Raw genomic sequence first — 12,263 nt, forward strand, 5'->3', positions numbered from 1 at the left:
TCTCATCCGGTAGCCATAGCGCGGATGGATTATTTTCAACTAATGGTTGAAAATATGGCCATGCAGCCACTTGGCCACCTCGAATGCTTCGTCAAGTCCGCCGAAAGCGGCAGTTTCTCTGCGGCTGCGCGCCGGCTGGCACTCACGCCCGCGGCAGTCAGCAAGAATGTGGCAAGGTTGGAAGCCTCGCTGGGGGTGCGGCTGTTCCAGCGCAGCACCCGAAAACTGACGCTTACCGAAGGCGGTGAGCGTTTTTTGCAACAGATCAGTGCCGCGCTGACGACGCTTTCAGACGCGGTGAACGATGTCTCTGAGCAAGACAAACAGCCGGCCGGCACATTGCGTGTCAGTATGGGACAGGCTTTCGGGCGCGCTTATATGGTGCCATTGCTGGATACATTCCTGCGACGCTATCCTGCTATCGTGCCCGATTGGCGTTTTGAGAACCGTCAGGTCGACCTGATCGGCGAGGGATTCGATGCGGGTATCGGCGGAGGGCTGGATCTCAAGCCTGGCGTAGTTGCACGCGAACTCGGCCGCATTCATATCGTGGCGGTGGCTTCTGCCGCCTATATGGATGACAAACCGAAGCCCTGCAGCCCGTCTGACCTTGCCGCATTTGATGGCATCGTGCGACGCGCCAGCCACACTGGCCGCCTGAACCAATACTCGCTGCGCAACGCGGCTGGCGACACGGCGATCGCAGACTTGCAGCCTCGCATCATCTTCGATGATCCCGATGCCATTTGCCAGGCGGCTCTGATGGGACTTGGTGTCGCGTTGCTTCCGATGCCATTCGCCGTGCCCTGGCTGCAAACCGGGGCGTTGCTAAGGGTACTGCCCGGATGGTCAGCGGATGTCGGCCCGGTGTCCTTGTACTATCCTGCGAAGAAATTGCTTCCGGCCAAGACAAGGGTGTTTGTGGATTATGTTATCGAGCAGTTCCGGGAGCGGGATTTTGCTCGTTTGGTCCAGAGCGAGGGGTGAAAGGGCTTTCTGTGGGCGATTGACAGAGAGCCACCCACCAAGCACGAAACGCGGGCCACACGCGCAGTACGCGGGCCCGATCAAGCTGTCGCGCTTATGCCTGATTCAACGCGCTGGCGAGTCGGCCGGTGTCGCTGATCCAGCCAAAAAAGGTTTCGATCGTGTACAGGGATGCTTTTGCAACGAATTCGGGTCCCGCCTGGGTGACGGCGTCTTCGAGCACGACGCAGAAGTACTCCAGGTGATAGGCATCGCGCAGCGTCGACTCCACGCAGACGTTCGTCGCCACGCCGGTGAATATCAAAGTCCGTATGCCGCGCGCGCGTAGGGTGCTGTCCAACGTAGAGTTGAAAAAGCCGCTGTAACGCGTCTTGGCTACAACGACTTCCCCGTCACGGGGCCGCATGGCCTCGATTAATGCGTAGTCCCAGCCTCCTTTGCTTAGCAACTGGCCATCGATCGCAGCGGTACAGCGCATGGTTTTCAGGGCGTTGGATTTGTGCCAGTTCGGTGATCCCGGCCCTCCGGCCTCAACGTATTGCGCATCCCATCCGTTTTGCAGAAACACGACTTGCATGCCAGCTAGCCGTGCATACTGCAATGCCCGTGTTGTCTGTTCAGATACAGTTTGGCCGCAAGAAATATCGAATCCCGCCCGATCCATGTATCCACCTGCAGATACATAGGCATTCTGCATATCGACGACAATCAGTGCGGAACTGGCCGGGTCGAATCGCAAGGGTTCGGGCCGAGCCTCCAGGATCAATCCCTGCGTCACGTGGGCGGGCCAACCTACGCGTTCAGTATCGGATTCAGGGTTCAAGCGTGCTGCGGGGTGTAACGTGGGCATGAAGACTCGTCTAGATCTGTGCAAAAAAGGGTTTACTCAAGCAGGGCGGTCATCAATCAAGCTTGCCAATGCCCGCTGCCGCGATGCGTTGTCGTAATGTGGCGCGGCTGGATTCGATGAACGCGCGGTATTGCGCAGGCGTTTCGGAGAACAGGTTGATAGAAAGCGTGTCGCGGGCGTAGGCAATGACTTTGGGATCGCGCACGGCTTCGGCGCAGGCCTGTACGATTTCGTTCTGAATGTCGGCAGGCGTGCCGGCAGGTACCGCCAGCCCCAAGGTGTAGCTGGTGTCCAGATCGTCATAGCCCAACTCACGAAACGTCGGTACGTTGGGTGCCGCGGGCAGTCGCGCATCGCCCGATGTCACCAGCACTTTCAGGTCACCCTTATCAATGAACCCAACGCTGGACGGGATGATATTGGCGAACAGGATGTCGCAGTCACCACTAAGCAGCGCCGTCATTGCGGGGTTTTGACCACCGAAAGGCACTCCTTCCATGCCGAGGTCGAATTTCTTGGATATCCAGGCCAGACCCAAGTGCGTCGAATTCGAGATTCCGTAAGAACCAAAGAACACTTCGCCCCGATTTTCGCGGGCATACGACAGGAATTCCTCGAAGGTATTTACCGGTGATTTTGCATTGACGAACAGTCCGAATGGCGCCGACGCAAATCGGGTGACTGGTGTCAAATCCTCGTCCGGACGATAGGACAGGTTGTTGTATAGCAGAGGATTTAACTGAAATGTCGAGTCCGAAGCGAACAGTATGGTGTAGCCATCAGCCGGCGCCCGTGCAACGTGCGACGCGGCAATCGATTCGCTGGCGCCGGGTCGGTTTTCGACGATGACCTTTTGCCCCCAGATGTCCGAGAGTTTGCGTGCCAGGACGCGTGCCATGCTGTCAGTGCCGCCGCCCGGTGCATAGGGCACGATCAACCGCACGGCGCGATCAGGATAGGTGGATGTCGCAGCAGCCGTTGTTGCCGCATTGGTCCGATGCATGGCGCCTAACGCGCCCAGGCCTGCGGTGGCCGATAATACGGACAAGACCTGACGTCGAGTTACCATGTGGTTTTCTCCTGAAGAAGTGTGTATCGATGGGATCCTATGAACCCGTGGCGGCGCTGTTGCGAGGCCTGGACGTGCTGCACTGCCTGAACGAACGCGGACCCATGGCCGTCGGTCAGATCCACGATGAAACCGGCATTGCCAAGCCCACTGTGGTGCGGATCCTTGAGACCCTGACGTATGCGGGCTATGTCATGATGCAGCCCGGCGAACGTCGCTATGCCGTCACTGCAAAGGTGCTTGGGCTGTCGAATGGCTACGAAGCCCAATCCCATCTGCTGTCCGTGGCGGGGCCTATTCTTGAGCGCCATCGCCAAGCGGCGGGTTGGCCTATAGAGCTGGGTATCTTCGACGCCGACGCTATGGTGATTCTGGATACTAGCCGGGCACCGGGCTACCTCTCGGTGAATACCAAACCAGGGTCGCGCGTTCCGTTGTTGCGTACGGCACTGGGGCGCGCCTATTTGGCAGCGTTGCCCGAGTCCGAGTTGCGCATGGTGCTTGCAAGCTTGGAGAGCAAGCCGGGCCCTGATTATGACGCGGCGCGCGCGCCCAAAGCTTTGTTGAGCCAACTGGCCAGCACCCGCAAGCATGGCTATGCCATGGCGGATACCGAGAGTCCGCTGACTAATGGCCGGGCCGTGGCGTGTGCAGTCGTCTATCAAGGACGGCCTGTTGCTAGCGTCAATGTAGTAGTGCATATGTCGGCTATGCCACTGGCGGCATTTGAACGTGAATACGGACATAGCATCAAAGAGCTGGCGGCAGAGATCGGGGCGGCCATCTGAATCGTGGGCGGTTAAGAACAGCGAAGTCATCGATCGTTTCTCTAGATGAAACGTCATTTCAATTAATAGGTAAATTATCCTGCTTGCTCGGGACTTCGTAATTAGGGGATTACCCGAGAGCGACGTCCAGGCAACGTCGGGAATAGTGTCATCAACGCATCACAAGGGCGGCAAGGACGCCCAAGGCAAGCACAATCAACATGACACCCGAGACGCGCTCCAACCAAGGCAACGCGCGTGCGAAGCGCCGTCGGACGGCTTGGTTGCCGATCATGGCCGCGACCAGTAAGTCCCATAGCAACACGATGCTGAACATCCACGCGCCATAGAAGAGTTTCCCTCCCCCACTGGTACGGGGGCCCGCCAGCATGGCAGCCAGGCTCGCGTAGAACAGGGCATTCTTGGGGTTGAGAATGCCTGACAGAAAGCCCATGCCGGCCGCGCGCCACCACATCATGGCCTGCGGCATCGGCTTGGCGGAGCGCAGTGCAGGTGAGGGCGCGCCATTCAAGGCATTGGCACCCGCGAAGCGAATGAACAGCACGCCGAGATAGAGCAGATAGGTACAGCCCGCAACTTGCAGGACGACGAACAGCGCGCTATCTGGTCGCAGTGCGGATGTGCCGGCGAATGCGGCAACGATGAAAACACCATTGGCCACGGCGATACCTAAGCAGGCACCGCCGGCGATCCGCCAACCTGCGGAGAGCGAGGTACGGGTAATCAGGAAAAAATCAGGGCCAGGCGATAGCAACGCTAGAAAATGCGCTGCGGCGATTATCAGAAACTGCTGCATTGAACACACACATTCGAGTCATTGCTGGCAGTGTGTCGATTTTTGGCGAGCCCGTATTGAAGAAAATTGCAGTGGATTTATAGCCGGAAGCAGCCCGGAGTGACCCCCGTGTGAGCCTTGAAAACACGCTGGAAATGCGCTTGATCCGCAAAGTCCAGACGATAGGCGACTTCGGCGATGCCGTCGCCCGCTCGTATTCGCTCGCGCGCAAGGTTGATGCGCTGGTTTAACTGCCAGGCATGGGGTGTCATACCCGTAGCGGCTCGGAAAGCACGGATCAACTGATAGCGGCTCATGCCGGCTAGTTGCGCCAGATCGCTCAACGCTGTGTCAGCGGCAGGGCCGTCTTGCAAGAAATCCAGAACAGGGCGGATCTGTTCGTTCAGGTGCGAGGAGATGTCGGGGGCGCCGATGCGTAGCCCCTGTGTTTCATCGCACTCCCCAATGAACTCAATTAGTGCAGCTTCTTTGTTGTATGGACTCGCCTGAGAAAACAGTAGTTCATTGAGACGGCAGAAGCGCGCATAGACCGTGGGTTCGTCCACGATTCGGATCGGCTCCTTGTCCCAGCGGCTGGCGTCCCCTCGTGCATATTCTTGACGGACGGCATGGAGCCAAACTGCGTCCAGATGCAGCATCTGATAGCTCCATGCTGTGTCGGGTGCGGGGTTGCAGGCATGAGCACGAGATGCGGGAACGAACACGACAATACCGGCATGCAGGGTGACTGGGCTGTTGCCTGCGCCGGTAAAGTGGCTTGTGCCCTGATCGACCGCGCCGATGGAAAAAGTTGGATGGCTGTGCGGCTTATAGCAGGCCCGGCTATGGCAGGCGCGACGGCTTTCCGCATAGGGAAGGGCGGGGTCGCGCCAGAATTGGGTGGTGGGGTCCATGGCCAATTATATTTCGGCCGTTCATCATCCATGTAGCTAAGCGGGTGGAAACCGGCTCGGCGGCGCGGGAGTTGTGCCAGGAGATGATCCTGTAGTATCTATGTAAGTATGCTGCGGCATAGTTTGTACTTTCGAGCTACGCCGGTAGCCCTATCGTTGAAACTTGAGGATCCCAGCATGATTACCCGATTGAATCGCGTTAGCGCTGCTGTCGTAACCACGTTTGCGCTTGCGATGCCATTACTCCAAGGCTGCGCAACAGGCAGCCAGGAAGATCCGCGAGTAGTGGCTGCCGGTATGGACAAGCCATTCAATGCTTGGACCGACACGCTCATCAGTCAGATAAAAGCCGATCCGAAATACAAACGCATCCCATTGGATACGACGGCGCAGCAAGAAGAATTCACGGTGTGGCTACACAATGCCTATCACCATCGCGTCACCAAGCAAGAATTCGCATCCTGGGCGAACAGCCAATACCCGGGCCATCAGTACGAGGTCGCGTTTATTATCTCCAGGCTTCCGTAATCGCCGGATGAATCGTCAAAAATTGACGTAAGCATCGGCGCACTAGCGCTTGCCGGACTTGAGCTCAGCCAGGATTTCGTCGGTATGTTCTCCCAGCGTGGGCGCGTGCCGGTAGATGGTCAGCGGTGTCGCGCTGAATCGCACCGTTGGCCGGATTTGCCGAATGTTGCCAACAACAGGGTGAGAAGACTCTTCGAACAGACCTACGGCTTTCAAGTGGGGATGTTCAGGCAGGTCTTCGAGTTCGTAGATGCGCGTCGCCGGTATGTCGAGCGTGTTGCATAGATCAAGCCACTCGTCGGTGGTTTTCAGTGGCGTGATACTGCCCAGGGCCGCATAGATTTCCTGGATACGGGCGTTGCGCTTCTGACGGTCCGCGATGTCGAATTCTTCAATGAGCTCGGCCTTGCCTACTGCGTTGAAGAACGCGATCCAGTGCTTTTCGGTGTAAGGCAATACGCCGATCCATCCATCCTTGGTGGGGTACGGACGGCGCCCGCCTCGAACGATGCGCTTGTACCCGGCGGGTTCTTTTGAGCCAGGAAAGGTCAGCCCGGCCATGTGCTCGGCCAGTACAAAGGATGCCATGGTTTCCAGCATGGGGATCTCGACATACTGGCCCTGCTGTGTCCGTTCGCGGTGAAACAGCGCAGTGGTGACGGCGTTGGCAGTGAAGAGGCCAATGGTCTTGTCGGCGATCAGGTTGGGCGAGTATTCGGGTACATCTTTACCCAGCGATCCCACGCCGACGAAGCCCGACGAGGCCTGGATGATGTCGTCGAATGCCGGGCGGTCGCGATGCGGACCATCCTGTCCAAATCCGGTGGCCGCGCAATAGACGATACGGGGATTCAATTCGCGCACGGCGTCGTAGCCGAAGCCCAGTTTTTCGATGGCCTTGACGCGCATGTTGTGCACGAGAACGTCGGCCGTGCATATCAGCTCGCGCAAGGCCTGGCGGCCGTCTGCCTGTTTCAGGTCGAGCACGACCGATCGCTTGTTACGGTTGAGCGCCAGATAGATCGAGCCCATGCCCTTGTGTGTGGATACGCCATTGGAGCGGATGATATCGCCAGTGGGGCCTTCGACTTTGATCACGTCCGCGCCGTAGTCGGCCAATATTTGCGTCGCCAAGGGCCCCAGTACGACCGAGGTTAGATCCACGACTCTGATGCCGGCCAGCGGACCGCTGGATACTTGCTGTGTGTCAGTTGCGGGCGCCGCCTTGTTCATGACTGGGTTCTCCTGAGTTCCGTATGTCTCTGGCCGAGAGGCAAGGCCTCTATTATTTTTCAGGTTCTAAATTCACGCAACCGAATTATCTACACTATTTATTCATATATGTGAATTTAAGATTCACTATATGCGCGAGATGCTCTTACCATTTTCTCCTGATTCATAGGAGTCATTGGATATGAATGCGCTGATCGGTTTTTCCATATATGAAGAACCTAATGAATTAAAAAAATTGCGCCAGGAAGTACGGGACTTCGTCGATGCCGAGCGCCAGGCCGGACGTATCCGGGACGTGCCCTGCGGTTGGGCCGAGCCGGATCCGTCATTTAGCCGTGCGCTGGGGCGGCAAGGATGGATAGGCATGACCTGGCCTAGGCAATACGGTGGCCATGCTCGCAGTGCCATGGAACGCTTTGTTGTCACGGAAGAACTGTTGGCGGCCGTGGCACCGGTGCGGGCGCACTGGATTGCTGATCGGCAGAGCGGGCCATTGCTGCTGCGTTTCGGCACCGAGGCGCAACGTCAGGAATACCTGCCGCGTATCGCCGCGGGTGAATGCTATTTCTGCATCGGCATGAGTGAGGCCGATTCGGGTTCGGATCTGGCGTCGATCCGGACCAAGGCGTTGCAGGTCGAAGGCGGATGGAGGATCACAGGCAGCAAGATATGGACGAGCAATGCCCATCGCGTGCACATGATGATCCTGTTTGCGCGCACTGGCCCGCGAGGCGAGTCCCGGCGCGAGGGGGTGAGCCAATTTCTCGTGGACTTGAGCCTGCCCGGTATCACCGTGCGACCGATCATCAACCTGGCCGGCGAGCATGATTTCAACGAGGTGGTGTTCGACGACGTATTTATCCCCGACGCCTGCGTGGTGGGTGCCATCGGTAATGGTTGGGCGCAGGTCACCAACGAACTGGTTTACGAACGCAGCGGTCCGGACCGCTGGCTCAGCACCTATCACTTGTTGACAGCGACGGTTGCCAAAGCGCGCCAGCATCCTAGTCAAAGCCGCTCGGCCTCCATCGCACGCCTGGTGACACGGCTATGGACGATGCACCAGATGTCGTCATCGATCGCCGGGATGTTGGAGCGCGGCATCGTGCCGAACACCGAGGCCGCGCTGGCAAAGGATCTGGGAACGCGGTTGGAGCAGGATATTCCCGAAGTGGCACGCACGCTGTTTTCAGATGAACAGCGAGATGGCTTCGGCGAGAACGACGCTTTCAACGCCTCGCTTAGGTACTCGACGCTGTATGCACCGGCCTATTCGATCCGCGGCGGAACCAAGGAAATTCTGCGCGGCATTATCGCTAAACGCCTAGGGTTACGATGAACGACGTAGATCAACTCCTCAACGATAGCGCGGTGCGGTTTTTTACCGACTTGTGCACGCGCAGTGTGTTTGAACGTGTCGAGCACGGCGACTGGCTGCCCGATGCCTGGGCCGATCTTCAGGCTATGGGCTTGACGTCAGCCGCGGTCACCGAATTCGAGCCGGGGCAGGTTGGCCTGGCCTTGCCCTCACTGGCCTTGCTGGTGCGGCAGGCTGGGCGCTTTAACGTGCCTCTGCCTCTGGTCGAAACCTATCTTGCACAGCGCGCACTCAGTGCGGCGGGTGTGCCATGCGATCCTGATTCGCCGTTGAGCCTGAGCACATACAGCGAATCTGTGCCGCTACAGGCGCAGGCGACACCGGACGGCTATGTTGTCAGTGGCATGGTACGGCGCGTGCCGTGGGGGCGGCACGTGGCGGGCGTGGTGGCGCCGGTGCAATGCGACGGCCGAACCGGCCTGGCGCTGTTGCCACCGGGCCAGCGAGCCGAGTGGGGCACTAATCTGGCGGGCGAGCCACGTGACGCCTTGCGGTATGAGCGCACGCCGGTGGCGGCCGCCCACGTTGCCCTACACGATGTCGAACGCATTGTGCAGGCCTTGCCGATCGAAGGGGCTTTGCTGCGCAGCGTGCAAATGACCGGCGCGGCGCAGCAGGTGTTGGAGATGACCGTGCAGTACGCCACCGAACGCGTGCAGTTCGGCAGGCCCATCGCCAAATTCCAGGCCATTCAGCACCAGATTGCGGAACTGGCTGCTCAGGTTGCCAGCGCCACTGCCGCCGCCGATGCGGGGATCCATCTGTACGCGGCCAGCGGTGTTTCCATTGTGGCAGCCTTCGCCAAGATTCGCGCCAGCGAGGCGGCGACACAAGTTTGCGCCATCGCTCATCAAGTCCATGGCGCGATGGGCTTTACTCATGAGCATCCGTTGCATCTCTCGACCCGGCGGTTGATGTCATGGCGCGATGAATTCGGATCGGATACGCACTGGGCTGCGTGGGCGGGTGAACGGCTGGAGCAGATTGACGAGCGCGCACTGTGGGCTTTTATCACTGCACCTTCTGACATTGACCTGGAGGCGTGACTCATGACTGATGAACTGCTATACGACAAGCATGACGGCGTAGCGACCATTACGCTGAACCGCCCCGAAAAACTCAATGCTTTTACGACGGCGATGCTGCATGACTGGGTCGAGGCGTTGCTGGATGCGCAAAACGACGACACCATCGGCGCCATCGTGTTGACCGGCAAGGGGCGAGGCTTCTGTTCCGGTGGCGACGTCAACGGCATGGACGAACGCAAGCAACAAGAAACCCCATATATGCGCAAGATGTCGCTGGCCAATCGCGTGCATCGCATTCCGCTGGTCATGGAATCCCTGGACAAGCCGGTGATCGTGGCGGTCAATGGTGTGGCAACGGGGGCAGGCATGGACATGGCGTTAATGGGTGACATCCGGATCGCCGCAGCCAGCGCCCGGTTTGCCGAGACTTACGTGCGAGTCGGCATCATGGCAGGTGATGGCGGCGCCTGGTACCTGCCACGGCTGATCGGCATGCCGCGGGCACTGGAGCTCTTGTGGACCGCGCGCTTTGTCGAGGCGGAAGAGGCCGAACGTATCGGTCTGGTAAACCAGGTGGTGCCGGACGAGCAACTAATGCCGACTGTTTATGAAATGGCCCAGCGCATTGCCGCCGGTCCGCCGCTCGCCGTGCGCATGATGAAGAAGGCCGCGTACCAGGGACTCTCCATCGATCTGCGCACACACCTGGAGCAGGTGTCCTCGCATATGGCAGTGCTGTTTTCAACAGAAGACCACCAGGAAGCGCTCAACGCATTCAAGGAAAAGAGACAACCGAAATTCAAGGGACGATGAAGTCCCGAGGCGGACCCGCTACACCAAAAAAATCAGGAGATAAGACATTGAATACGCTTGTTGCCCGTTTGCTGCTCGCCGTCTCGGTGATCATGCCGTGTGCTGTCGCGGCCGCGGATAAGTATCCCAGTCGACCGATACGGCTGATTGTGCCGTTCTCAGCCGGAGGCCCAACCGACAACATGGCCCGCTTGGTCGCAGACCATTTGGGCAAGCGCCTGGATCAGACCATTACTGTAATCAACAAGCCGGGGGGTGACAATATCATCGCGGCGCGCGAATTGCTCAGCAGTGAACCGGACGGTTACTCGCTGCTGTTCATCACCAACGGTTTGCTGACAATCGCACCGGCCATTCACGAAAAATATGCGATCAACACGCTGGACGATTTTGCATATATCGGCAGCATCAGCGCATATCCCTATGTGTTCGTCACTGGCGTGAACAATCCGCGCACTAACCTACAGTCGTTCATCGAGGACAGCAGGGCAAAACCGGAAAGCGTCTCGTACGCGGTGGTGGGCAATGTATCGATGGTGGCCGGTGCAATGTTCACTCGCTCGGCGGGCGTGCAGATGCTGCCGGTGCGCTATAAGGGCAACTCCGATACGGTCAGCGATCTGTATGCGGGCCGGTTGGACCTGGGGTCTTTTGCCCCGTCGTTCTCGATTCCACTGGCGCAAAGCGGCAAAGTGTCATTGCTGGCGGTCACCGGCTCGCAGCGCCTGGTCAAGTATCCCGCTGTGCCGTTGGTTTCCGAGATTGATCCGGCATTGGCCGACTTCGCGGAACACGCAATGGTCTGGACCGCGATCGTGGCGCCGGCTAAAACGCCGGCAGCGGTGCAACAACGACTGGAAGCCGAGCTGAAGCAGGTGGTGGCCGACGCGGCTTTCATGCGGCAGGTGCATAATCTGGGCGACACCGTACGCTGGCGCACGGCCCAGGATACGCGGGCGCAGGTCAGCCAGGAGATCGCGATGTGGCAAGACATCGCGCAACAGGCGAACCTGACAGTACATTAAGGCAAACCAGCAGACGGCCGATGTCCTTTATCATCCGTGTAGCCTCATCCCATCACCGCCTGTGCCATGCCCATGTCGAGCAACCCGAAGCCAACCTCGGTCAAGTCCGCTGATCGGGTGATCACTATTCTAGAGCTGTTTGCTTTGCGGCAACGGCCCCTGAACCTGACGGAAATCGCCAGCGAACTGAGCTACCCCATGTCTAGCGTGCTGGCAATCCTGAAAAGCCTGTGCGCCAAACAGTATGTACATTTCGATAGCGAGCACAAGGTGTATATCCCTACCTTGCGCGTCGCCATGATGGGCGGCTGGCTGATGGGCGGATTGTTTCGGGGCGGGGCGGTCATTGCGCTGATGCAGCAACTGCAGAGAGATACGGGTGAAACGGTGATACTGGGTGCCCGCAATGGACTGTACGCCCAGTATCTGCATACCGTGCAATCCAGAGAGCTGCTGCGCTTCTATCTGAAGCCCGGCCTGCTGCGCCCCATCACCCAAAGCGCTATTGGGCGGGCGCTGTTGTCGCGCTATTCTCATGATGAACTGCGCGAGCTGATCGGGCAGTTGAATAAAGAAAGCGTGCTCGAAAAAAATCTTATCAATGCCAACCATCTCGTCACCGAGATCGACGAGATCAAGGCGCAAGGTTACGCGTATACCGACAGACTGACCGAAGGGATATGCGCCATTGGCATGCCGATTCCGTTAGTTTACGGCCAGTCTCAGTGCGCCATTGCCGTCGCGGGACCGGTGTTCCGCTTGAAGCGGAAGAAAGAGAAAGTGGTGACTGCCATCAGAGCGCTATCCGGCATCTACCTGCAGGGCGGGGATCGGCTGGCGGACCACGGCACGCCATAGGCCAGTGGCGTCCGCGG

The 12,263-nt window shown here is 58.6% G+C and carries 13 protein-coding genes; 8 read left to right on the plus strand and 5 right to left on the minus strand.

Translation table 11 applies throughout. The annotated features are described in order from the left end of the window. The first annotated feature begins 60 nt into the window (after positions 1-60). Positions 61-987 (plus strand): LysR family transcriptional regulator, encoded by a 927-nt coding sequence (locus ACYVDM_RS20360; RefSeq protein ID WP_415788882.1) that lies wholly within the window; start codon positions 61-63, stop codon positions 985-987. A 94-nt stretch (positions 988-1,081) separates the two neighbouring features. On the opposite strand, the gene ACYVDM_RS20365 is transcribed toward ACYVDM_RS20360, so the two are convergent. Together ACYVDM_RS20365 and ACYVDM_RS20370 are read right to left on the minus strand one after the other, a co-directional pair. Next, positions 1,082-1,837, minus strand: a complete 756-nt coding sequence (locus tag ACYVDM_RS20365) for an isochorismatase family protein (protein WP_415788242.1) — start codon at positions 1,835-1,837, stop codon at positions 1,082-1,084. Positions 1,838-1,889: 52 nt separating this feature from the next. After that, a complete protein-coding gene (locus ACYVDM_RS20370) occupies positions 1,890-2,906 on the minus strand; it encodes a Bug family tripartite tricarboxylate transporter substrate binding protein (RefSeq protein WP_415788244.1) in 1,017 nt (338 codons plus the stop codon). A gap of 29 nt (positions 2,907-2,935) precedes the next feature. On the opposite strand from ACYVDM_RS20370, the gene ACYVDM_RS20375 reads away from it, so the two are divergent. Beyond that, positions 2,936-3,694 (plus strand): IclR family transcriptional regulator, encoded by a 759-nt coding sequence (locus ACYVDM_RS20375; protein ID WP_415788246.1) that lies wholly within the window; start codon positions 2,936-2,938, stop codon positions 3,692-3,694. Positions 3,695-3,845: 151 nt separating this feature from the next. Here ACYVDM_RS20375 and ACYVDM_RS20380 read toward each other — a convergent pair whose 3' ends face one another. Next, entirely contained in the window at positions 3,846-4,490 is a 645-nt protein-coding gene (locus ACYVDM_RS20380; protein WP_415788248.1) for a LysE family translocator, read from the minus strand. 77 nt (positions 4,491-4,567) lie between these two features. Further along, entirely contained in the window at positions 4,568-5,383 is an 816-nt protein-coding gene (locus ACYVDM_RS20385) for a helix-turn-helix domain-containing protein (RefSeq protein WP_415788250.1), read from the minus strand. Between the two features lie 177 nt (positions 5,384-5,560). On the opposite strand from ACYVDM_RS20385, the gene ACYVDM_RS20390 reads away from it, so the two are divergent. After that, positions 5,561-5,911: a hypothetical protein gene (locus tag ACYVDM_RS20390; RefSeq protein ID WP_415788252.1), complete on the plus strand. Its 351-nt coding sequence runs from the start codon at positions 5,561-5,563 to the stop codon at positions 5,909-5,911. Positions 5,912-5,953: 42 nt separating this feature from the next. Here the strand turns inward: ACYVDM_RS20390 and ACYVDM_RS20395 are convergent, their stop codons facing one another. Then, the gene (locus ACYVDM_RS20395; protein ID WP_415788254.1) at positions 5,954-7,144 is read right to left on the minus strand and encodes a CaiB/BaiF CoA transferase family protein; all 1,191 of its coding nucleotides are present in this window, start codon (positions 7,142-7,144) and stop codon (positions 5,954-5,956) included. 181 nt (positions 7,145-7,325) lie between these two features. On the opposite strand from ACYVDM_RS20395, the gene ACYVDM_RS20400 reads away from it, so the two are divergent. From ACYVDM_RS20400 to ACYVDM_RS20420, 5 genes are all read left to right on the plus strand, one after another. Then, positions 7,326-8,483, plus strand: a complete 1,158-nt coding sequence (locus ACYVDM_RS20400; protein WP_415788256.1) for an acyl-CoA dehydrogenase family protein — start codon at positions 7,326-7,328, stop codon at positions 8,481-8,483. Next, on the plus strand, positions 8,480-9,568 hold the full coding sequence (locus ACYVDM_RS20405) for an acyl-CoA dehydrogenase family protein (RefSeq protein WP_415788258.1): 1,089 nt from the start codon (positions 8,480-8,482) through the stop codon (positions 9,566-9,568). Before ACYVDM_RS20400 ends, ACYVDM_RS20405 begins: the two co-directional genes overlap by 4 nt. Before the next feature lie 3 nt (positions 9,569-9,571). Continuing rightward, complete coding sequence (locus ACYVDM_RS20410; protein ID WP_415788260.1) at positions 9,572-10,363, plus strand: enoyl-CoA hydratase/isomerase family protein; 792 nt, start codon at positions 9,572-9,574, stop codon at positions 10,361-10,363. A 47-nt stretch (positions 10,364-10,410) separates the two neighbouring features. Then, positions 10,411-11,388, plus strand: coding sequence for a Bug family tripartite tricarboxylate transporter substrate binding protein (locus tag ACYVDM_RS20415; protein WP_415788262.1), 978 nt, complete (start codon positions 10,411-10,413; stop codon positions 11,386-11,388). 72 nt (positions 11,389-11,460) lie between these two features. Next, positions 11,461-12,246 carry an IclR family transcriptional regulator gene (locus ACYVDM_RS20420; RefSeq protein ID WP_415788264.1) on the plus strand — a complete coding sequence of 262 codons (786 nt, stop codon included), beginning with the start codon at positions 11,461-11,463 and terminating at the stop codon, positions 12,244-12,246. Positions 12,247-12,263: the final 17 nt, after the last annotated feature.

Source organism: Bordetella tumulicola, assembly GCF_054779135.1.